The sequence below is a fragment of the Micromonospora sp. NPDC049048 genome, from assembly GCF_043197615.1.
Taxonomy (GTDB): domain Bacteria; phylum Actinomycetota; class Actinomycetes; order Mycobacteriales; family Micromonosporaceae; genus Micromonospora.
The window spans coordinates 167,016-188,307 of record NZ_JBICTM010000006.1 but is presented as its reverse complement, the minus strand read 5'-3'; the positions used below and the strand labels follow the sequence as shown (position 1 = coordinate 188,307).

General features: G+C 71.9%; 19 protein-coding genes, 1 tRNA gene and 1 riboswitch. Of the genes, 12 read left to right on the top strand and 8 right to left on the bottom strand.

The genetic code is table 11. The features are described 5' to 3' along the window. From ACGFIG_RS20435 to ACGFIG_RS20425, 3 genes are all read left to right on the top strand, one after another. Entirely contained in the window at positions 1-1,392 is a 1,392-nt protein-coding gene (locus tag ACGFIG_RS20435; protein WP_393005041.1) for a serine/threonine-protein kinase, read from the top strand. Continuing rightward, the gene (pknB, locus tag ACGFIG_RS20430; RefSeq protein ID WP_393005039.1) at positions 1,389-3,197 is read left to right on the top strand and encodes a Stk1 family PASTA domain-containing Ser/Thr kinase; all 1,809 of its coding nucleotides are present in this window, start codon (positions 1,389-1,391) and stop codon (positions 3,195-3,197) included. The genes ACGFIG_RS20435 and pknB overlap by 4 nt, the downstream gene beginning before the upstream one ends. 184 nt (positions 3,198-3,381) lie before the next feature. After that, positions 3,382-3,999 (top strand): vancomycin high temperature exclusion protein, encoded by a 618-nt coding sequence (locus ACGFIG_RS20425; RefSeq protein WP_393005037.1) that lies wholly within the window; start codon positions 3,382-3,384, stop codon positions 3,997-3,999. A gap of 121 nt (positions 4,000-4,120) precedes the next feature. On the opposite strand, the gene ACGFIG_RS20420 is transcribed toward ACGFIG_RS20425, so the two are convergent. From ACGFIG_RS20420 to ACGFIG_RS20405, 4 genes are read right to left on the bottom strand one after another with little or no spacing between them, the layout of a single operon-like run. After that, on the bottom strand, positions 4,121-4,771 hold the full coding sequence (locus ACGFIG_RS20420; protein WP_393005036.1) for an aminodeoxychorismate/anthranilate synthase component II: 651 nt from the start codon (positions 4,769-4,771) through the stop codon (positions 4,121-4,123). Positions 4,772-4,778: 7 nt separating this feature from the next. Continuing rightward, on the bottom strand, positions 4,779-5,066 hold the full coding sequence (locus tag ACGFIG_RS20415) for a hypothetical protein (RefSeq protein WP_393005034.1): 288 nt from the start codon (positions 5,064-5,066) through the stop codon (positions 4,779-4,781). Positions 5,067-5,068: 2 nt separating this feature from the next. After that, positions 5,069-6,769, bottom strand: coding sequence for a class E sortase (locus ACGFIG_RS20410; RefSeq protein WP_393005032.1), 1,701 nt, complete (start codon positions 6,767-6,769; stop codon positions 5,069-5,071). Further along, a complete protein-coding gene (locus ACGFIG_RS20405; RefSeq protein WP_393005030.1) occupies positions 6,766-7,572 on the bottom strand; it encodes a DUF881 domain-containing protein in 807 nt (268 codons plus the stop codon). The genes ACGFIG_RS20410 and ACGFIG_RS20405 overlap by 4 nt, the downstream gene beginning before the upstream one ends. 227 nt (positions 7,573-7,799) lie before the next feature. Between ACGFIG_RS20405 and ACGFIG_RS20400 the strand changes: the two genes are divergently transcribed. The 3 genes from ACGFIG_RS20400 to ACGFIG_RS20390 all read left to right on the top strand — a co-directional run bounded on the left by ACGFIG_RS20400 (position 7,800) and on the right by ACGFIG_RS20390 (position 11,978). Continuing rightward, positions 7,800-8,063, top strand: coding sequence for a cell division protein CrgA (locus ACGFIG_RS20400; protein ID WP_393005028.1), 264 nt, complete (start codon positions 7,800-7,802; stop codon positions 8,061-8,063). A gap of 427 nt (positions 8,064-8,490) precedes the next feature. After that, positions 8,491-10,692 carry a (Fe-S)-binding protein gene (locus ACGFIG_RS20395; RefSeq protein ID WP_393005587.1) on the top strand — a complete coding sequence of 734 codons (2,202 nt, stop codon included), beginning with the start codon at positions 8,491-8,493 and terminating at the stop codon, positions 10,690-10,692. 290 nt (positions 10,693-10,982) lie between these two features. Beyond that, the gene (locus tag ACGFIG_RS20390) at positions 10,983-11,978 is read left to right on the top strand and encodes an NlpC/P60 family protein (RefSeq protein WP_393005026.1); all 996 of its coding nucleotides are present in this window, start codon (positions 10,983-10,985) and stop codon (positions 11,976-11,978) included. Between the two features lie 73 nt (positions 11,979-12,051). Here ACGFIG_RS20390 and ACGFIG_RS20385 read toward each other — a convergent pair whose 3' ends face one another. Then, complete coding sequence (locus ACGFIG_RS20385) at positions 12,052-14,073, bottom strand: N-acetylmuramoyl-L-alanine amidase (RefSeq protein WP_393005024.1); 2,022 nt, start codon at positions 14,071-14,073, stop codon at positions 12,052-12,054. A gap of 238 nt (positions 14,074-14,311) precedes the next feature. After that, a riboswitch (cyclic di-AMP (ydaO/yuaA leader) is annotated at positions 14,312-14,446 on the top strand. 12 nt (positions 14,447-14,458) lie between these two features. Between ACGFIG_RS20385 and ACGFIG_RS20380 the strand changes: the two genes are divergently transcribed. Continuing rightward, a complete protein-coding gene (locus ACGFIG_RS20380) occupies positions 14,459-15,499 on the top strand; it encodes an NlpC/P60 family protein (RefSeq protein WP_393005022.1) in 1,041 nt (346 codons plus the stop codon). A gap of 54 nt (positions 15,500-15,553) precedes the next feature. Here the strand turns inward: ACGFIG_RS20380 and dcd are convergent, their stop codons facing one another. Beyond that, positions 15,554-16,132, bottom strand: coding sequence for a dCTP deaminase (gene dcd / locus ACGFIG_RS20375; RefSeq protein ID WP_393005020.1), 579 nt, complete (start codon positions 16,130-16,132; stop codon positions 15,554-15,556). Positions 16,133-16,210: 78 nt separating this feature from the next. On the opposite strand from dcd, the gene ACGFIG_RS20370 reads away from it, so the two are divergent. Next, positions 16,211-16,762 carry a pyridoxamine 5'-phosphate oxidase family protein gene (locus ACGFIG_RS20370; protein ID WP_393005019.1) on the top strand — a complete coding sequence of 184 codons (552 nt, stop codon included), beginning with the start codon at positions 16,211-16,213 and terminating at the stop codon, positions 16,760-16,762. A 147-nt stretch (positions 16,763-16,909) separates the two neighbouring features. Here ACGFIG_RS20370 and ACGFIG_RS20365 read toward each other — a convergent pair whose 3' ends face one another. Then, entirely contained in the window at positions 16,910-17,896 is a 987-nt protein-coding gene (locus tag ACGFIG_RS20365) for a zinc metalloprotease (protein WP_393005017.1), read from the bottom strand. Between the two features lie 511 nt (positions 17,897-18,407). Here ACGFIG_RS20365 and ACGFIG_RS20360 point away from each other — a divergent pair. Both ACGFIG_RS20360 and ACGFIG_RS20355 read left to right on the top strand, forming a co-directional pair. Further along, positions 18,408-18,481 (top strand) — tRNA-Gly (locus tag ACGFIG_RS20360). 114 nt (positions 18,482-18,595) lie between these two features. Further along, complete coding sequence (locus ACGFIG_RS20355) at positions 18,596-18,847, top strand: e9imm peptide (RefSeq protein ID WP_393005015.1); 252 nt, start codon at positions 18,596-18,598, stop codon at positions 18,845-18,847. Between the two features lie 2 nt (positions 18,848-18,849). Here ACGFIG_RS20355 and ACGFIG_RS20350 read toward each other — a convergent pair whose 3' ends face one another. After that, positions 18,850-19,725, bottom strand: coding sequence for a tyrosine-type recombinase/integrase (locus tag ACGFIG_RS20350; RefSeq protein ID WP_393005013.1), 876 nt, complete (start codon positions 19,723-19,725; stop codon positions 18,850-18,852). 297 nt (positions 19,726-20,022) lie between these two features. On the opposite strand from ACGFIG_RS20350, the gene ACGFIG_RS20345 reads away from it, so the two are divergent. Further along, the gene (locus ACGFIG_RS20345; RefSeq protein ID WP_393005011.1) at positions 20,023-20,343 is read left to right on the top strand and encodes a hypothetical protein; all 321 of its coding nucleotides are present in this window, start codon (positions 20,023-20,025) and stop codon (positions 20,341-20,343) included. A gap of 239 nt (positions 20,344-20,582) precedes the next feature. Beyond that, positions 20,583-21,284 carry an SAM-dependent methyltransferase gene (locus ACGFIG_RS20340; protein WP_393005009.1) on the top strand — a complete coding sequence of 234 codons (702 nt, stop codon included), beginning with the start codon at positions 20,583-20,585 and terminating at the stop codon, positions 21,282-21,284. Positions 21,285-21,292 lie beyond the last annotated feature (8 nt).

The window sequence follows — 21,292 nt, the reverse complement described above, 5'->3', positions numbered from 1 at the left end:
ATGCTGAGCCCCGGGGTGCAGCTCGGCAACCGCTACCGCCTGGACGAGCGGATCGCCAGCGGCGGCATGGGCGACGTCTGGCGCGGCACCGACCAGGTGCTCGGCCGTACGGTCGCCGTCAAGAGCCTGCTCCCGGCACTGCTCGACGACCCGGACTTCGCCGAGCGCTTCCGCGGCGAGGCCCGCACCATGGCCACGATCAACCACCCCGGCGTCGTCGACGTCTACGACTTCGGTAACGACCAGCAGATCGCCTTCCTGGTCATGGAGTACGTCGAGGGCGACGCGCTGTCGGCCACCCTGGCCCGGGTCGGCCGGCTCACCCCGGCCCGCACGATGGCGCTCGTCGCCCAAGCCGCCGACGCGCTGCACGCCGCGCACGTGAAGGGCATCGTGCACCGGGACGTGAAGCCCGGAAACCTCCTCGTACGCCCCAACGGCACGCTGGTGCTCACCGACTTCGGCATCGCGCGCTCGGAGCTGGTCGCCCAGCTCACCGCAGCCGGTTCGGTGCTCGGCACCGCCTCGTACATCTCCCCCGAGCAGGCCACCGGCGGTGTCGCCACGCCCGCGTCCGACGTCTACGCGCTCGGCGTGGTGGCCTACCAGTGCCTCGCCGGCCGCCGCCCGTTCGAGGGCGACAATCCTCTCGAGATCGCCATGCGGCACGTCCGCGAGGCGCCCCGGCCGCTGCCCGCCGACATTCCACCGCAGGTCCGTTCGGTGGTGGAGCGGGCGTTGGCGAAGGATCCGGGGGCCCGCTGGCCGAGCGCCGCCGCCCTGGCCGGGGTGGCCCGTCAGTTGAAGGCCCAGCTCTCCCAGCAGGCCCGGGCCGCCGGCCAGCCCATCTCCGCCGCACCGGCGTCGCCGGCTGCCCCGCCCGGTCGCGCCCAGGTGCCGCCGCCGCGTCCGCCGGTGTCGCCCCACCGACCGCCCGTCACCGCGCAGCCGCCGCGTCCGCCCATGACGGTCCACCGCCCGCCGGTGGCGCCGCACCGGCCCACCTCGGTCGCGCCCGCCGCGCCGGTCCAGCACCCGCAGATGGCGCCGCCCGGCTACCCGCGCGGCGCGGCGCCCGTGCAACCGGCCCGACCGATGCCGTACGCGGGACACGCCGTCCCACAGGTGCATCAACCGGGCGGACAGCGGTCCCGGCCAGGGATGGTGTTCCTCGCCATCCTCGTGGCCGTACTGGTCCTTGTCTGCTCCGGCGTGATTTCCTACTACCTGCGGGAGAGCACGAAGTCGGGTGCGGCCATGCCGCGGGCGGTGACGTCCGGCGCGCTGTGGCCCGACGGACGCGACGATCCGACCGGAACGTCGTACCGTCGACAGGAACTGCCCCGGTCGGGCGGCGACGAGACGACGAGCGAAGGACGACAGACGCGATGACAGCGCAGGCCCGCCTGCTCGGTGGCAGGTACCAGGTCGGCGAGCTGCTCGGCTACGGCGGCATGGCCGAGGTGCACCGCGGGCGTGATCTCCGGCTCGGTCGGGACGTCGCGATCAAGATGCTCCGGACCGACCTCGCCCGGGACGCCACCTTCCAGATGCGGTTCCGCCGGGAGGCGCAGAACGCCGCGTCCCTCAACCACCCGGCGATCGTCGCCGTCTACGACACCGGCGAGGAGACCGCGCCGACCGGCGAGACCCTGCCGTTCATCGTCATGGAGTTCGTCAACGGGCGGACCCTCAAGGAGGTGCTGGGCGTCGAGGGGCGGCTCCAGCCGCGCCGGGCGCTGGAGATCTGCGCCGACATGTGCGCGGCCCTGGAGTTCAGCCACCGGCACGGCATCATCCACCGCGACATCAAGCCCGGCAACGTGATGCTCACCCAGACCGGTCAGGTCAAGGTGATGGACTTCGGCATCGCGCGGGCGCTGGCCAGCGGCGCCACCACCATGACCCAGACCAGCGCGGTCATCGGTACGGCGCAGTACCTCTCGCCCGAGCAGGCGCGCGGCGAGGCGGTCGACGCCCGCTCCGACGTCTACGCCGCGGGCTGCGTGCTCTTCGAGCTGGTCTGCGGGCATCCGCCGTTCGTCGGCGACAGCCCGGTCAGCGTGGCCTACCAGCACGTACGGGAAACGCCCCCGACCCCGAGCGACATCAACCCGGACGTCAACCCCGCCGTTGACGCGATCGTGCTCAAGGCGCTGTCGAAGAACCCCCTCAACCGCTACCAGAGCGCCGGCGAGATGCGGGCCGACCTGCTCCGCGCGGCTGCCGGCCGCCCGGTGATGGCGACCCCGGTGCTGCCGCAGGAGGAGACGGCGCAGCTCGCCCCGGCCGCCGCCGGCTACGGAGGCGCCCCCGGTGCCCCGCAGACCCGGCAGATGCCGGCCCGGGTCGGTGACCCGCGCCGGCGTAAGGCGTCCTCCTGGCTGATCGCGACCTTCGCCGCCGTGGGCGTCCTCGCGGTCATCGCCCTCGTCGCCGCCCTGCTTAGCCAGCGCGGCGACGAGCAGACCACGGTCCCCACGGTGACCGGCCTGACCCAGCAGGAGGCGTTCGCCCGGATCCAGCAGGCCAACCTGGTGCCCAAGGAGGGCGAGCCGGTCACGAACAGCACCTGCAAGAAGGGGGAGGTGGTCAACCAGACCCCGGCTGGCAACTCCTCCCTGGAGCCCAACGGCGAGGTCGTCGTCCAGGTCTGTGCTGGACCATCTACCAAGGTCATCCCGACGGGCCTCGTGGGCTCGACCTTCGAGAACGTGGAGGAGCGGCTCAAGAGCGAGGGCCTCAAGGTCAAGAAGGAGTCGAAGGACAGCCCGCAGCAGGAGGGCATCGTCCTGGAGGTGTCCCCGGCCTCCGGTACGCGGGTGCCCGAGAACAGCCAGGTTGTCGTCACCGTCTCCAAGGGCAATGTCGGCAAGGTGCCCAACGTGGTCGGCTCCAGCGAGGACGACGCCAGGGAGGAGCTGGACGAGGCGGGCTACAGGGTCGACGTCAAGCAGGGCCGGGAGGTGCCGCCGGAGGAAGCTGGCCAGGTCACCTCGCAGACCCCGCGGGCGGGCAACGACCTCGCGAGGGGCAAGACCGTGACGATCGTGGTCACCGTGCCGAAGGCCGAGCCGACGCCCACCGACTCGACGAGCCCGACGCCCGGTACCACGCCGACCACCCCCGGCGACGGTGGTGGCGGTGGAGGCTTCCCGCTGCCGACGACTCCGCCGATCCGGCTGCCCGAGCGCTGACGCGTTGGTGAGCGCGGGGGAGCCTGCTGGGCCCTGCCCTGCGGACGCCGCCGGGCAGGGCCCTTCTGTTGCCGCCGGGCGGCACTTTCCGGGTGTCGACGACGAAGGACGGCCGGCGACAGGCACGGCGGGCCGGGGGAGCCGGTGGCGGCGACGCCTGATCCGTGCGACGGTGCTAAGCCTGGTGGCGCTGCTCCTGGCCAGCCTTCCCTGGCTCTGGACGACGACCGCCGCCCGCGGCCACCTGTACGGCGAGGCCGACGCCCCGGCTGCCGACGTCGTGATCGTCCTGGGCACCGCCGTGGCGGCGGACGGCCGTCAACCGGGTGACCGGCTCACCGGCCGGCTGGAGACCGCCGCCGCGCTGGTGGACAGCGGGCGGGCCCGGGTGGTCCTCGTGTCGGGCGACGGGGGTGGTACGTCCGGCGACGAGCCGACGGCGATGACCGCCCACCTGACCGAGCGGCTCGGTGTCGATCCGCGCCGCGTGGTGGCCGACCCGTTCGGCCTCGACACCCACGACACCTGCGCCCGGGCACGCGACGTGTACGGCGTCGAGCGTGCCCTGATCGTGACCCAGTCCTACCACCTCTCCCGCGCGGTGACGCTCTGCCGGCACCTCGGCCTCGACGTCGACGGCGTGGCCGCACGCTGCCCCGGCTGCGGGCCCGCCCTGCTCGTCGGCAAGGCGGTCCGGGACTACTTCGCCAGCGGCAAGGCGGCATGGGACGCGCTCCGAGGCAGGCCGCCGGCGGTCCGCTCGCCCGCCGACCCGGCGCTCCAGGACGCGCTGAAGAACTGACCCGGCGGCTACGCCCCCGGCAGAGGGATCGCGCCGCGTGCGGAAACCATCCGGCGGGCCTCGCGTCGGCACGATTTCGCGTCGGCGAGCAGAACTCGCGTCGGGCAGCCAGACCTTCCGCTCAGGCGGTGACGAAGGCGGCGCGACGGCGCGCGTCCACCTCGGCGGCCAGCGCCGGGGCCCGCTCCAGCGCCTCCGGGTGACCACAGGCGGCGAGCCAGTTCGCCAGCATCAGGTGGCCACCCTCGGTCAGCACCGACTCCGGGTGGAACTGGACGCCCTCGATCGGCAGCGTACGGTGTCGCATCGCCATCACGACCCCGGAACCCGTCCAGCCGGTGACCTCCAGCTCCTCGGGCAGCGTCTCGGGCAGTACGGCGAGCGAGTGGTAGCGGGTCGCGGTGAACGGGTCCGGCAGGCCGGCGAGCACTCCGACGTCGTGGTGGCGTACCTCGGAGGTCTTGCCGTGCAGCAGCTCGGGGGCGCGGGTCACGGTGGCGCCGAAGGCCTCGCCGATCGCCTGGTGCCCCAGGCAGACGCCGAAGATCGGCAGCTCGCCCGCGTACGCGCGGATGACGTCGAGGCAGATGCCGGCGCGGTCGGGGCTGCCGGGGCCGGGCGAGAGCAGGACCCCGGCCGCGCCGACCCTGCCCACCTCCGCGACCTCGATCTCGTCGTTGCGCCGGACCTCGCAGTCCACCCCGAGCTGGCCGAGGTACTGCACGAGGTTGAAGACGAACGAGTCGTAGTTGTCGATCACCAGGACACGCATCAGGGGCTCACTCGTCCGGGGAGGCAGGCGGGGTGTTGTTCTGGTCGGTGTCGTACGGCAGGTCGTGATCGTCTCCGGCCGGGGCGTCCTCGCCCTCCTCGCCGCCGGGCACCGCGTCGCCGCCGGGGTTGCCGGAATCCTGGGTGACCTGCACGTCGTCGAAGGGCAGCAGCGGCTCGGCCCACGGGAAGACCACGTACCAGAGCAGGGCCACCATCGCGCTGGCGATCAGCAGGCTGCCGACGAGCTTGCCGGGCAGCCCGAAGGGCAGCTTGCGCCAGATCCAGCCGTACATCGTCAGGCCCCCAGCTCCGCCGGGCGCCCCGCCGACTTGGGCTGGCTGCGCGCCAGCTCGGCATGGATGATCAGGCGTTGGTAGTTGTCGAACTTCGGGTTGCAGGTGGTCAGGGTGAGCATCGCCTTGGTCGGCTTCTGCCCGGGCTTACCCGGTACGGGCGCCACCACCTCGACCTGGGTGGGCTTGACGATCCGGCTCTGGGTCACCTTGTAGACGTGCCAGTCGGTCTTGCCCTCCACCACGATGATGTCGCCGTCGTCCAGCTCGTCTAGCCGCCAGAAGGTGGCGCGGTTGCGGTGCCCGGCGACGGAGAAGTTGCCGAGCTGGCCCGGCAGGGCGCTGGACGGGTAGTGGCCCGGGGCGTACCGGATGTCCTTCTGGGTGACGCCCTCGACGACGACCCAGTTCTTGTCGAGCTTGGGGATGTAGAGCCCGGCCATGGGCTTGCCCTGCACGGGTGGCTTCGGCTTGGCGGACGCGCTCGCCGACGGCGCGACGGTCGGGTCGCCTTCGGGGCCCCACGCCTGCGCCAGCTGCTGGCTGAGGTCGCTCTGGTGGGCGTCGACGATCGCCGACTTGCCCCAGACCTCGTAGCCGGCGAAGAGCAGCACCACCAGGCCGAAGGTGATCAGCAGTTCGCCGCTGATCCGGACGCCGGTGCGCAGCCGGGAGCCCAGCGACGGCCGGGTGAGCTCCGAGTAGACGCTCTTGTAACCCTCGCCGGTCTGCTCGGGGCGGAGCTGGACCACCCGCTCGCCCCGCCGTGGGCGGGGCTGCTCGGCGGGAGCGGCGGAGCCCTCGGGCTCGTCCGTCTTCGGCGGCCGGGGCACCGCGCCCATCAGGGCGGTCGACTCGACGAGGGCGGCGGAGGCGGTCGGCGTACGCCCGGGAACGGCCGGGATCAGGGCGGTGGCCCCGGGGTCGGCCTCGGGGGCCGGACCGGCCGGGGACGTCGGGGTCGACGGGCCGGTGGTCGACGCGCCCACCTTGGGGATGAAGGCGGTCGGCGCGTCGCCGGCCTGCTGGCCTTCCCGGGCGGCTGCTCGATCGACCGGCGGGCGGAGTGGGTGCTGCCCGCCACCGGCCCCGGCTGCGTTCGGCCGCCCGAAGTCGTCGGACGGCGGGGTGAAGTGCGGCGGGGTGAAGTGCGGCGGGGTGGAGTGTGGCGGAGCGGCCGGCCGTACCGGTCCGGCGCCGGACCACGGCAGTCCGCCGGCACCGGGCCCGGCGGGCGGGCCCGGATCGGCCGGACCCGGGCGGCGGAAGTCGGCCGAGTCCGCGCCGTCGAACCCCGCAGGGCCGCGTTGGCGGGAGCCGCCGCCATGCCAGTCGAAGTCGACGGGGCCCGGGCGGCCGGGCTGGGCGGGCCGGGCGGAACTGGTTGCGGAGCGGGTCTGGTCGGCGCTCGGCGGGAACCAGCTCGGGTTCGCGGGACGGGACGGCTCCGGTGCCGGGCGGCCGGGGTCGCGCGACCATCCGGCGGAGGGGGCGGCGGGCGCGCGAGGGTCGCCGCCGGTCGGGTCCGGCCCGTGCGGCGGGCGGGGGGCCGGGGAACGGGGCGGAAGCGTGGGTTCCGGCCAGGCGCCGGTCGGGGCGGGTCCGGGCCGGTCGACCCTGGGTAGGAAGGCGGTCGGCCCGTCACCCTGGTCGAGGTGGCGGCCGTCGCGCTCCCCGGGCCGGTCGTCCGGTACGCGACTCACCGGGGTACCGTCGCCGAGCGCAGTGTGGTCGAGTCCTCGAACGCCGGCACGGTGACCGTGGAGACAGTCTCCTTGTAGCCGAGCTTGTAGTCGTCGACCAGGTCCCTGAACAACCGGACTCCCTGAGAGTCGGCGAGGGCCTGCCGCAGGGCAGCGGGATCGCCGATTGCTACGATCTTGAATGGTGGGGAGTACACCCGCCCGTGTAGCAGCAGGGTGTTACCCACGCAGCGTACCGCGCTGGTCGACAGCACGCGGACGTTCATGATGGACATGGCCTCGGCGCCGCCCGCCCAGAGAGCGTTCACCACCGCCTGCACGTCGCCCTGGTGGACGACCAGGTCGTCGTTGGTGGCACCGGGCGGCAGCGTGCCGTCGTTGCGCCGGGGTGCGTCGTCGAGCTCCACCGTCACCCCGGGCCCGGCGAGCGCGGTGAAGCCGGCGCCCGCCCGGCTGGCAGCGGCCCTGTTCTGCTGTTCCCTGATCGGGCCGTCGGAGCTGGCCAGCGCGTTCGTGCGGCCTTCCACCTCGGCGCGCAGGTCGGCCGCCCGCTGTTCGCTGGCCGCCACCTCCGCGCGCCGGTCCTCGATCAACTGGTTGAGCTGGGGGCGGCGGTCCTCGCGCAGGGCGGTGCCGCCGGCGGTGGTGGCCGTGGTGGTGAAGAGCAGTCCGGCCGCGGCGGCGATCAGCGGCACGCCGATCGACCAGCCAGGTCGTCGCTGCCGTGGGCGCCGAGGCAGCAGCCCGGCGACCGCCCGCCGGAGCACCTTCTGCCAGGAGGCCGCGCCGGATGTGTACTCCACCGAGCCTTCCTTCCCCGTCGTCTGAGTCGGTCCGCGGAGGCGCGGGCCCCCGCGGCGACCCGTACAGTCCCGCCTTTTTCGGTCACTCCGTGCACCGGCCTCGCCCCATTCGTGGATTGGGCGGGCCTTCCGGACTACGCTAGCTGTCGAACATTATTGGCCATGGACCGTCGCCCCCGCGCCCGGTTGTCAGGCCGGACGAGGTCGTAACCCCTCTGGAGAGCGTCGTGCCCAAGTCTCAGGTCCGCAAGAAGAAGGTGTACACCCCGCCGACGGACGTCCGCCCGACGGCGACGGCGGCGACGCGCAAGCCTAGCCCGATCTGGTTGCCGGCCCTTGCGGTCGCCCTGATCGTCGTCGGCATCGGCTGGCTGGTGGTCTACTACCTCTCCGAGCAGGAATACCCGGTCATGTCGTGGGGCTACTGGAACCTCGCGGTGGGCTTCGGCGCGATGGTCGCCTCCCTGATCCTGCTCTCGCGCTGGCGCTGAGCGCCGCACCCCGCCGTCAGGTCGGCGGCGGGGGTCCCGGGCGCGGGCAGTCGTCGGCCCCGCGCCCGACGTGGAACGGCCACGCGCTCGGCCCCGCCGTCGACGGCGCCGGGGCTCCGGGTGACGGGGTCAGGTCGCACGGCGCGGTGGGTCGGTGCCGGAGCTATCCATCTCACTCGGTGGAGCCCTGCCCGGCGGTTGCGGTGCGCGCGCCCTATGGTGTGCGCAGGGCGGCGTGGCCGAGTGCGAGATGACTCACGTTACTCCTGGGTAACCTTGCGCGTAGGCTGCACTGAATGACCGAGCGGAGCGAGGTCATCGACCGGCCCGGTCGAGGGTGTGGCAGCTGCGGCTCGCCGATCGCGCCCTGACCCGGCCCCCGGTCGCCGAGCCGCTCGACAGGCAGCAGACCGGGGAGGCCAACTCGATGGGCAGCGTCCAGATCGTCACCACGATCCTCGCGTTCGCCATCACCGCCGTGGCGGTGTGGCTTGCGGCACGCGCGGTCATGAAGATGGTGGCTGTCATCCGGCTGGGTCAGCCGGATGCGACCCGCTTCGGGGACAAGGGCACCCGTACGAAGACCATGCTGGCCGAGACCGCCGGCCACACCCGCATGCTGCGCTGGAGCGTGGTGGGCGCGGCGCACTGGTTCGTGATGGTCGGCTTCATCGTCCTGTCGCTGCTGGTGCTGGAGGCGTACTTCGAGGTCGTCACGCCGACGGGCGGGCTGCCGCTGGTCGGCGGCTGGGCGCTCTACGGCCTGGTCACCGAGTGGCTCGCGATCCTCGGCATCGTCAGCATCCTGGTGCTGATCGCGATCCGGCTCCGCAACCGGCCCACCCGGCCCGGCGGGAGGTCCCGGTTCACCGGCTCGACCATGTGGCAGGGCTACTTCGTCGAGGGCATCATCCTCGCCGTACTGATCATGGGCTTCGTGATCCGGGGCTTCAAGGTCGCCACCGACCACTTCGAGTACCCGGTCTGGGCCGCCCCGCTCAGCCACGCCATCGGCGGCCTGCTGCCGAACTGGGCGGCCGGCGTCAGCGTCGCCGCGCTCATCAAGATCATAATCTCGATGACCTGGCTCATCGTGATCTCGCTGAACGTCACCATGGGCGTCGCCTGGCACCGCTTCCTGGCCTTCTTCAACATCTTCTTCAAGCGCGACCCGGGCGCGAACGTCTCCGGCCTCGGCCCCCTGCGGCCCATGACGAGCCAGGGCAAGCCGCTGGACTTCGAGGAGGCCGACCCCGAGAAGGACCAGTTCGGTGTCGCCCAGGTCGAGCAGTTCACCTGGAAGGGCCTGCTGGACTTCAGCACGTGCACCGAGTGCGGCCGCTGCCAGTCGCAGTGCCCGGCGTGGAACACGGGCAAGCCGCTGTCGCCGAAGCTGCTGGTGCTGAGCCTGCGCGACCACGCGTACGCCAAGGCGCCGTACCTGCTGGCCGGCGGCGGCAAGGACCTGACCGGCGAGGAGAAGGCCACCGCCGCCCAGCTCGCCCACGTGGACGTGCTGGCGCTCGCCGAGGCCGAGAAGCCGCTGATCGGCACCGCCGAGGACGGCGGCGTCATCGACCCGGACGTGCTCTGGTCATGCACCACCTGCGGTGCCTGCGTCGAGCAGTGCCCGGTCGACATCGAGCACGTCGACCACATCGTCGACATGCGCCGCTACCAGGTGCTCATCGAGTCGAGCTTCCCGTCGGAGGCCGGCGTCATGCTGCGCAACCTGGAGAACCGGGGCAACCCGTGGGGCGCCCCGCAGAACACCCGCGAGGACTGGACCAAGGGCCTGGACTTCGAGGTGCCGAGGGTCGGCGAGGTCGACGACTTCGAGTACCTCTTCTGGGTCGGCTGCGCCGGCGCGTTCGAGGACCGGGCCAAGAAGACCACCCGGGCGGTCGCCACGCTGCTCAACGAGGCGGGCGTGAAGTTCGCGATCCTCGGTGAGGGCGAGACCTGCTCCGGCGACCCGGCCCGGCGCATCGGCAACGAGTTCATCTTCCAGATGCTCGCCCAGCAGAACGTCGAGACCCTCAACGAGGCGTTCGAGGGCCGGGAGAAGGGCAAGCGGAAGATCGTCGCCACCTGTCCGCACTGCTTCAACACCCTGGGCAACGAGTACGGCCAGCTCGGCGGCGAGTTCGAGGTGGTCCACCACACCCAGCTCCTGGCGCACCTGGTCGCCACCGGCAAGCTCACCCCGGTGCAGCCGGTCGACGGCGGCGTGACCTACCACGACCCCTGCTACCTGGGCCGGCACAACCGGGTCTTCGCCCCGCCGCGCGAGGTGCTGGGGTCCGCGATCTCCGGTGAACTCACCGAGATGCCCCGCAACAGCGAGCGCTCCTTCTGCTGCGGCGCCGGCGGCGCCCGGATGTGGATGGAGGAGAAGATCGGCAAGCGGATCAACGTGGACCGGGTCGAGGAGGCCATGTCCACCGGGGCGAAGACGGTCGCCGTCGGCTGCCCGTTCTGCTCGACGATGCTCAACGACGGGGTGAACGGCAAGGAGGCCGGCGAGCAGGTCGAGGTCGTCGACGTGGCCAGCGTGCTGCTCCGGTCGGTCAAGCCCGAGCAGGCGCCGGGCGGCACCGACACCGAGCGGCTGCCGGTCGCCGGCTGACGCGTACCCCCTGTGACGCCCGAGGGGCGGCGGCACCCTTCCGGTGCCGCCGCCCCTCGGCGTGGTCCGGCCCGGTGCCGCATCGACTGGGATCGTTGATCTCCTGGGCCGATACCCTTGGTACGCAAGCGGTTGCGCAGGCGTGAAGTGGCCCCCGGTCACCTTGATTCCGCTGCCGGCCTTCCCTAATGTTGGGCACCGGCCGCTGTGGGTCGTCTGTCTCGCCCCTCTTCCCTCGCGCGAGGCGCCAAGCGGCCGGGTTGCAAAAGGAGTCGGTGCCGGTGGCAACCATGCCCCCTCATCGTCACGCACCGGGACGGTCTGCTCGCCCGGGTGGCCTGCGCAGGGTCGCCCACCTTCTGCTCACCCTGATCGCCGCGGCGGCGGTCGGCGCCGGCATGCTGGCCGCGCCCGCCCACGCCGAGCCCTCGGTCGACGAGATCGAGGCCGCGATCGACCAGAAGTGGCGGCAGCTCGAACCCACCATCGAGCAGTACAACAAGGTGCGGGCGCAGCTGAAGGTCAACCGCAAGAAGTCGGAGGACCTGCAGAAGAAGATCCAGCCGTTGGCGCTGGAGACCGAGCTGGCGATGGACCGGGTCGGTGCCCTCGCCTCCCGTTACTACATCTCCGGCCCCTCGCAGGAGATCGGCGCGCTGCTGGTCAGCGCCAAGCCTGACACGCTGACCGAGCAGCTGACGCTGCTGGACCGGCTGGCCGCGCAGGAGCGCAAGCAGCTCGAGGGCGTGACGAAGGTCCGCGAGAAGTTCGACGCGGAGAAGCAGAAGCTCGACACGCTGATCGTCTCCCAGACGAAGCAGCAGAACGACCTGGCGGCGAAGAAGAAGCAGATCGACGCCGACATCAAGAAGCTTGAGGCGTCGATGCCGGTGACGACGGTCAAGACCGTGAACTGCCCGACCATCAACGGGGTGGTCAGCGAGAAGGCCCGAATCGCGATCCGGACCGCCTGCGCCCAGGTCGGCGACCCGTACGTCTGGGGTGCCACCGGTCCGAACTCGTTCGACTGCTCCGGCCTGACCCAGTACGCCTACAAGGCCGCCGGGGTCCACCTGACGCACTTCACGGGCGCGCAGTGGAACGAGGGCAAGGCCATCCCGCGCTCCGAGGCGCGCCCGGGTGACCTGGTCTTCTTCTTCAGTGACCTGCACCACGTCGGCCTCTATCTCGGCAACGACAAGATGGTGCACGCGCCCCGGGCCGGCAAGCCGGTGAACGTCTCCAGCATCAACACGATGCCGGTGGCCGGGTTCCGCAGGCCCTGATGCGCGCCCGCTGATCCACGCAACGAAGGGCCCCCGGTCGGAGTCGACCGGGGGCCTTCGTCGTACGGGTGGATCAGCGGGGCGCGCCCAGCGGGGAGGGCACCAGGTCCACGTCGTCCAGGTTGACGTACATGATCCGGTGACCGAACTGGACCTGCACGTACCTGTTGTCGCCGCGGACGACCGTCCGGTCACCCGGGGCGGAGCCGTCGAACGTGACGGCCCGGTAGTACTCGCCGGGGAGCAGGTTGCCGACGGCGTAGCGCTCACCGGCCGACAGGGTGTACTGCAACGGCGAGATCGCCTGGTACGGCACGCCCCCCGGGTACGCGGCCTGCTCCGGGTAGGCCCGGCCGTACACCGGGATGGTGGCCTTACCGGCCTTCGGGGTCACGACGAACCCGACGGACCACTTCGCCGTCGGCTTCGAGGCGGGGTTGTGGAACCACCCCTTCTGCCCGAGGTACCAGATCGCGGTCCAGTCGCCCTGGACCTCCGCCAGCGCGTACGTCTGGCCGGCCGAGACGCGGGCGCCGTGGTCGGAGACGTACTTGGTGTTGGGGGTGCCGTCGGGCCGCAACGCGATGTCGTTGACCAGCGGCGCGTCGTGGCTCGGCGCGTTGTGCAGGAACAGCGCGGAGGAGCCGCGCAGCGGGCAGGGGGCCTCCGCCGGCGGCGGGTTCGGCACGCCCGGCGGCTGCCGGTTGCAGCCGGTGAACGGCGGCTGGTTGGTGGCGAAGTCGGGGTCGATGGTGACCAGCCCGGTCCGGTGCGTGCCGGTCGACTTGAACGGCGCCTTCAGCAGGTCGAAGTAGTGCGACCAGTCCCAGTACGGTCCCGGGTCCCAGTGCATGCCGCGCACGTTCGCGGCGACGGTGCCGGGGACGTTGTCGTGGCCGATGATGTGGTTGCGGTCCAGCGGGATGTTGTACTGCCGCGCCAGGTGACGGACCAGCTTGGCGGAGGTGCGGTACATCGCCTCGGTGTACCAGGTGCCGTGCCCGGCGAAGCCCTCGTGCTCCAGGCCGATGGACTTGGCGTTCACGTACCAGTTGCCGGCGTGCCAGCCGACGTCCTTGGTCTTGATGTGCTGGGCGATGTGGCCGTCGACCGAGCGCAGGGTGTAGTGCCAGCCCACCCGCTTCGGGTCCTTGACCAGGTTGACGCTGGGGCCGAAGTAGCCCTCGGTGTCGTGGATGACGATGTACTCGATCTTCTGCTGCGTGGGCCGGTTCGCCAGGTCGTGGTTGCCGTAGTCGCCCAGGGCGGGCCCGTACTGCTGGTACGGCGCCGGGATCCACTCGCAGGAGATGTCGACCGGGCACTCCAGCCCGTCGGGCCGGGCGAGCTTGCGCAGCCGCAGCCGGTCCAGCCAGGAACGGTCCGGCTGGACCGCGCTGCCGGCCAGCGTGACGCGCTGCCCGTCGTCGGTCAGCCGGCTGTCGCCGGTGGCGATGGTGGCGTACACCTCGTTGGCGAAGGCCGCCGCGGCGTCGGCGCTGTCCGCGCCCGAGTACCGGGCCACCGCGCCGTACCAGGCCGCGGGGTCGGTGCCGGCACCGACCGGGGCGCCGATCTCCTTCTGGTACGCGGCCAGCAGCGCCGCGCCGCCCCGGATGTTCGCCGTGACGTCCGTGCGCAGCGCCTCCTCGCTGGCGCCGGTCAGTTCCGCGGCGGCGTCGAGCGTCCGGAGCGCCTCGGCGGGCGGGGCGGCGGCCGGCGGCTCGTTGGCCTCGGCCAGGGACGGGCGGGAGTCGTCGCCGCGCGGGTCCTCGCTGCCCTCGTCGTGGTGGGTGCCGCCGGACAGGGCGGCGACGTGCTCGGCGTCGGTGAGGTGCATCGGTCCGTAGCCGCCGCTGGTGCTCGGCGTGCCGGCGTTGGTGTCCCAGCGGGACTGTAGGTAGGAGACCCCGAGCAGGACGCTCTCCGGCACGCCGTACTCGGCCGACGCGGCGGCGTACTGCTGCTGCCGGTCGGTCACCGGCGTCGCTGCGGCGGCGGATCCGGCGGCGGTGAGCGGCGTCGCCGTCAGGGCGGCGGCCACGGCGGCGGCCAGCAGGACGCGTCTGCTCCTCGATGTCGCTGACAGGTGCATCAGACCCCCAGTTCGGGCGGGCAAAGGTGGGGCCACCTTCGCCCCGCCCGCCGCCTTTGGTCAATACCTTTCTGTCTGACACTTCAGAAGGAAGAAAATCTTCGTCTTCCGGGTTGCGGATTCGCCAGGCGCGGGTGGGTACGGAGTGTCACTGCCCGCAGGGTTGCGGATCGATAACGGCCGTCTCTACTCTGGTCATTCGTCGGCCGGTGACAATCCGTCCAACCCGGGCGGTGGCGGTCCGACACCGCCGAGTCGCTCACGAGCGAGCCGGGGACCCAGGTTCCCGGGGTGAATCCGCAGCCCCTGCGGTAGGGCGTCCCCTTCCCGCCCGAACCCGTCAGCTAACCCGGTAGGCGGTCCGGAAGAAGGAGTACGCAGCCCGGTGGCACACCATGCCCCGCGGCCACCGTCGGCCCGGTCGGTCCGCACCGACCCGACGACGGCTGCGCCGCGCCCACGCTGGTACCGCTGCACCACCGCCCTCGCCGCCCTCGCCGCGTTCGCCGTCGTCCTGACCGGTGGCGCCACGGCGGCCCACGCCGAACCGACGGTCGCCGAGATCGAGCGGCAGATCGACGAGGACTGGAACAAGCTCGAACCGATCATCGAGCGGCACAACGCCACCCGACAGGACCTGGCCGCCAGACGCAAGCAGGCGAACGCGCTCGCCGCGCAGATCGGGCCGCTGGAGAAGCGGGTCGACGAGGCGATGGAGAAGGTGGGCGCCCTGGCCGCCCGCGCCTACAAGGGCGAGAACGTCTCCGTCGTCAACGCCCTGCTGGGCAGCCGCTCGCCCAGCGAGATGGTCGGGCAGCTCGAACTGCTCGACCGGTTCGCCCAGCACCAGCAGCAGGACGTGCGGCAGGTCGCCGAGCTGCGCGACCAACTGGCCGCGAAGAAGGCGCCGCTGGACGAGATGGTCGTCCAGCTCAGCCGCACCGAGGCCCAGCTCGCGGCGAAGAAGAAGCAGATCAACGCCGAGATCGACCGGTTGCAGAAGCTGCGGCTGCGGGTCTACGGCAACGGCGGCGGCGGGCCGCTGCGTCCCGCCCCCTGCCCGGCCGGCTACCCCGGCGGCCCGGCCGGTACCGCCGTGAAGTTCGCCTGTGCCCAGATCGGCAAGCCCTACGTCTGGGGTGCCGAGGGGCCGAACTCGTACGACTGCTCCGGCCTGATGCTCGCCGCCTGGGCGAAGGCCGGGGTCTCGCTGCCGCACAACGCCGCGCAGCAGCGCCGGGTCACCGCGTCCGTCAGCCGGAGCGAGCTGCGCCCGGGGGACCTGGTCTTCTACTACAGCGACCTGCACCACGTCGGCATGTACGTCGGCGGGGGCTGGGTGGTGCACGCCTCCCGCGCCGGGGTGCCGATCAAGATGAAGAAGGTCGACGACGGCCCGATCCACAGCTACGGCCGACCCGGCTGACGTGCCCGGAGGGTCCCCGCCCGGCGGGGGCCCTCCGCCCGCTCGCAGGTCGGGTCAGCGGGTCGGCCAGGTGCGCCAGTGCTGCCAGGAGCGGCTCGGGGTCGGCCCGCGCTGCCCCTGGTAGCGCGAGCCGTAGACGACCGAGCCGTACGGGTGCTCCGCCGGCGACGAGAGCCGGAAGATGCAGAGTTGCCCGATCTTCATGCCCGGCCAGAGCGTGATCGGCAGGTTGGCCACGTTGGACAGCTCCAGGGTGACGTGGCCGGAGAAGCCCGGGTCGATGAAGCCCGCCGTGGAGTGGGTGAGCAGGCCGAGCCGGCCCAGTGAGCTCTTCCCCTCCAGGCGGCCGGCGAGCTGGTCGCCGAGCGAGATGACCTCCAGCGTCGAGGCGAGCACGAACTCGCCGGGATGCAGCACGTAGGGCTCGCCGTCGGGCACCTCGACCATCGACGTGAGGTCGTCCTGCTGCTGGGCGGGGTCGATGTGGGTGTAGAGGTGGTTGTTGAAGACCCGGAAGAGCTTGTCCAGGCGTACGTCGATGCTGGACGGTTGCACCAACGCGGGCTCGAACGGCTCCAGCGCGAGCGTTCCCGCCTCGATCTCGCGGGCCAGGTCGCGATCGGAGAGCAGCATCCGCACACCTTAGCGAGCGACGTGCGTGACCTGCGTGTCGGAGTGCGTCTTCGTACAATTGTTCGATAGAATGCCGGCATGGCTTCCTGGTCCGAATTCGCCGCCGACGAGCCCCGCCTCGCCGACGGGATCCGCCTCCTCATGCAGCAGTACGGGCCGGGCTTCGGCTACCTGGCCACCGTCCGCGCCGACGGCGGGCCCCGGGTGCACCCGGTCTCCCCCGTGATCACCGACGAGGGGCTCTTCTGCTTCGTCGTCGACTCGCCCAAGCGGCGCGACCTGGAGCGCGACGGTCGCTACGCGCTGCACTCCTTCCCGCCGGAGGAGAGCGACGACGAAGCCTACGTCGCCGGCCACGCCCGGCCGGTGACCGACCCGGCCCGGGTCGCCCGGCTGGCCCGCAGTCACCGGGCCGCGCCCCAGGTCGACTGGCGGGTCTTCGAGTTCACCGTCGACGTGGCGATGCTGGCCCGCCGCGAGTCCGGTGTCGCTGGCGGGGCCGGCGAGTGGCACGGCCGCCCCGCCGTCCAGGTGTGGCTCGACCCCCACGCGGCTGCCGTCGGCACCGCCGTGCTGCCCGAGACCCGGTCGGGAAGCGTCGGCGGCCACGCCGCCCGCCCGGCCGCCTGAGACGCGGTGCGGCGCCCCGGCACCGTTCCCACCCGGGGCGCCGCACCGTGACCACCATCCCGCCCCCGGGCGCGGCCCACCGGCCGCACACACACCGGTGCCGGCCCCGTCGAGCGGAGCCGGCACCGGTGGAGTCGTACGGCTTGACTATGCCGCGCGGTACGCGTTCCAGGCGGTCAGCATGCGGCTGGCCTGCCCGGCGGTGAACTGGTACATGCAGGAGTCGTACGTGTAGTCCATGAAGTTGGTGATCGGGTCGGTGCCCGCGGTGCTGCAGGTGTCCCGCCCGGTCGGGCACTGGTAGGCCGGCGAAGCCTCGGCCGGCGTGTCGCTGACGCTGTCACCCGAGCCGGAGCAGCCGCCCTGGAAGGTGTGGTAGAGGTTCAGCCAGTGGCCGACCTCGTGGGTGCCCGTGTCGCCCTGGTTGTAGTTGGTGGCGGTGCCGCCCGGCAGCGACTCGCTCAGCACGACGACGCCGTCCATGGTGTTGAGCTTCCGGGCCGGGAAGGTCGCCCAGCCGAGCAGGTCGTCGCTCAGCTCACCCAGGTAGAGGTTGAGGGTGTTCTTGCCGCCCTCGCGCAGCGAGGTCTTCATCGACCGCTCCGCCGAGGAGCCCTGCACGATCGGGTACCAGGATGTGTTCGTCACCCGGTTGATCTTCTGGAGCTGGAAGCTGAACGCGGTGGCCGCGCCACCGGTCGCCCCGCTGAACGACTGGTTCAGCACGCTGATCTGCGAGTTGATCATCGAGTCGGGGATGTTGCCGCCGGCCCGGGTGCTGTTCTCCTGGATCACGTGCACCACCACGGGGATCGTGACGGTGGCCGCCATCGTGGAGGCGCCGGCGCCGGCGCGGAACCGCGCCCGCTCGCTCAGCGCGGCGGCCATGTCGGCCTCGCGCTCGCGGGTCTCCGCGAGGGTCAGCTCGTTCGGCTCGTGCTTGGCCTTGCCGCCGTGCTTGACGCGGGCATCCGAGTGGACGTCGGCCGGCTCGACGCAGACCTCACCGGGGGCGGCGGAGAAGGCCGAAGCGGCCGGGACGACGCCCACCGCGGCGGTGCTGAGCAGCAGCGCGAGGGTCGTCGACGCGACACCGGCCGTACGCCGGGTCAGCAGGTTGGGACGGAGTCCCATGGGCCCACCTCTTTCTGGCGGCGCGACAGGAGGTATGTCACGCCCTGGCTGTAAACGTTGGGCAGACGTTACAACCGATCGAGGGATTTGAGAATGGCTATGTGTTTCCGTCGTGGAACTTTTCCCTGGCGAACGTGTTTCGTGAGCAACTTTCGTCGATGGGAAGCGACCCGCGGTACCGGTTCGGACCCGAGCGTGCCGACCGCGCCAGCCGGGCTACGCGGCTGGGCGGTCGCGGCGGACGGGCTGCGGCCCGGCGGGGCGGCGGTCCGGCGGGGCTGCGGTGCGGCGGGGCTGCGGCCCGGCGGGGCTGCGCCGGGGTGGTGGCGCGGCGAGCGTGGCGGGCGGCGGTGCGGTGGGCCGGTGGCGAGGCAGTGGCCCGGCGGTGGCGTTGCAACCACCAGTTGAGCCCGCCCCAAGGGCCGTTCGCTGCCAAGGTCGCCGCGCCGGGTTGCGTCGGAGGGGTGCCTGGGTGCACCGGCGTGACGACTCAGGTACAGTGGTGCCGCCTGCGGGTGTAGTTCAATGGCAGAACATCAGCTTCCCAAGCTGACAGTGCGGGTTCGATTCCCGTCACCCGCTCCAGCGTGAAGGCCCTGGCCAGGACGGCAGTCCCGGTCAGGGCCTTCGATGTTCCACGGTCAAGGATCATGCGGCGTGCCATTGGCGTGCCATTAGCCCTGGTCGGAGGAGGTCGCCATGCCTGCGAAGCTAACCCGGGACGAGGCCGTGGCCCTCGTCGAGCGGATCATGCGGCTCGACTATGCCGACGACGTCGAGCTGAACGACTGGCTGGACCGACTCGAACGTGATCTCGTCTATCCGGGCTTCTCCGAGCTGATCTTCACGATCACACCGGAGTTGACCGCCACCGAGGTTGTCGATCGCGCTCTGGCCTACCGGCCGATCGAAGCCCGCGCCACCCCGTGGGTGGAGCCACCGGCCAACTAGCTTCACTTCCCGCCCCGCTCCTTGGTCTTCATACCGCCCTTGTCCTTGCGCTTGTCCTTGGCCTGCTCCTTCTTGGCCTTCTTGCGGTCAGTCCGTACCGCCTCGTGTAGGGCCTGGGCGATCGCGCGGTCAGCTTCTGCGGTCGCGTGCTGGTAGATCAACGCGGCCTGTGGCGAGTCGTGGCCCATCCGGGCCATCAGGTCGCGGGTGCTCGCCCCGGTCCTGGCGGCGAGGGTGTTGCCCGTGTGCCGCAGATCGTGGAAGTGCAGGTTCGGCTGTCCGATCCGGGACACGCTTGCCTTCCATGCGATGAGCTTGTTCAGGTTGCCCCGCCAGATCGGGCGCCCACTCTCGGTGGTGAAGACGAACGCGTCCGGGTCGTCGTCGACCTCGGCCGCCAGGTGGTCACGGACGACCTCGACGACCGCCGGGGGCAGGGTCACTGTGCGCCGGCCGGCCCGCGACTTCGGCGGCCCGAGCACCAGGCCGAGCCCGCGCTGTTCGGTGTACGCCTGCCTGATCCGGATCGTGCCGGCCGCAGTGTCGATGTCCTGCCGCTGCAACGCGGACACTTCGCCCCAGCGCAGGCACCCGAAGGCCGTCACCAGGACCAGGGCGCGGTACCGGGGCGGCACGATATCGGCCAGCTTGAAGAGTTGGGCGAGTGTGAGCACCGGCCGTTCCGCGGCCTTCTCCTGGTCGGCACCGGGTATCCGGCACGGGTTCCGGGTCAGGATCTGGTCTTCCTTCACCGCCGTCATCAGCACCGCGCGCAGCAGCCGGTACGCCTTGGCCGCCATGCTCACCGAGACGCCGTTGCCGAGCAGTTCCGCCCTCCAGTCGCGGACCATCGGCGTGTCCAGCCGGCCCAGCTCCACCCCACCAAGGCACCGCGCTGCGCGCGGTGCGGGCGCGGTGACCCGTCCGGCGGCAAGCCGCCCCGGCCGTCTGCGACGCCGGGGCGGGAAGCCGCCGACAGCCGACGGGCTGCCGCGCCCGCATCGGCTAGAGAGCGACGATCGGGACCAGGCCGTGACGATCGCCAGGGTGGCTGGCCGCCGTCGAGCTTCTGGCGATCGGCTGCCGCGCCGGCTGCGCCGGCTTGCCCTCGGTCCTCCTGAGTCACCCACACCCGGACCGGATCTGACCCCACCAGCGCCGCCTACGCTGTCGCGGTGGACGCGGGCAGGGTGTGGCGGCTGTACCACCGGGGCGAGCTGGTCGGCGAGATCGACGAGCAGAGTCACGACTTCCCGTGGACGTACGGCCGGTTCCGCCCGCTACCAGGGTTCGAGCCGCTGCGCCCGATCTTCGACGCCCGGAACGCCGCCCTCGACGCAGGCGACGACGAGGCCATGATCCGGATCGACGACGAGATCCGGGCCGCCCTCACCATGACCCATCCGGACGGCCGTCAGGTGGCCGAGTTCCTGCTCAGCATCGAGGACGACGAGGCCGGTTTCCGGTGGCACGACGGGCCGTTCGAGAACGGGTAGCGCCGGGCCATCCACGGGCCATAAGCCGGGGTAAAACCAGGCCAACCGAGGCCACCAGAGACCGCGCCGACCTGGGGAAACGCCGTACGGCATCCTGATCTTGTGCGATTCCCAAGCTGACAGTGCGGGTTCGATTCCCGTCACCCGCGCCACGTACGAAGGCCCTGGTCAGGACTGTGGTCCCAGCCAGGGCCTCTTGGCGTCTCATGGGCGGGCGGCTGTTGTCGTACGGTGTGTCGATGGATGGCCAAGATCGCGATGCGTACCTGGCCGCCGCCGCGGCCAACCTGACCTTCAACGCGCCGCTCGGCGAGCAGCGGGCGGCGGACCTGGTCCGGCGACTGGCCCCCACCGGGGCGGGCTGGCGAGCCCTGGACCTGGGCTGCGGCAACGGCGAGCTGCTGCTGCGGCTGTGTGAGGTCCACGGCATCGACGGCGACGGGATCGAGCGTGACGCCGCAGGGGCCCGGCTGCGCGCGACGGAGCGGGGACTCTCGGACCGGGTCACCTTCCACAGCGCGGACGCCGCCACCTGGGACCGGCCCGCCGACCTCGTCGTCAACGTCGGGGCGGGGCACATCTGGGGGGACGCGGCGCGCGCCCTCGCCGCGTTGCACCGCCTCACCGCGCCCGGCGGCAAGCTGCTCTTCGCCGACGGCTTCTACCAGGCCAGCCCCGGTGATCAGGTGCGCGAGATCTTCGGCGACCGGCCTGGCCTGGGGGCCCTGGCCCGGCTCGCCGTGGACGCGGGGTTCCGGCCGCTGCACGTCGCCGTGTCCACCCTCGCCGAGTGGGACGACTTCGAGTCCGACTGGCGCGCGGGCATCGAACGCCTCGGCACACCGCAGGCGCGCGCGTTCGCCGACCAGCGGCGCGACGAGTACCTCGACGGCTACCGCGACGTCGTCGGCTTCGGCTGGCTGATCCTGACACCGGCCTGAACGCCACC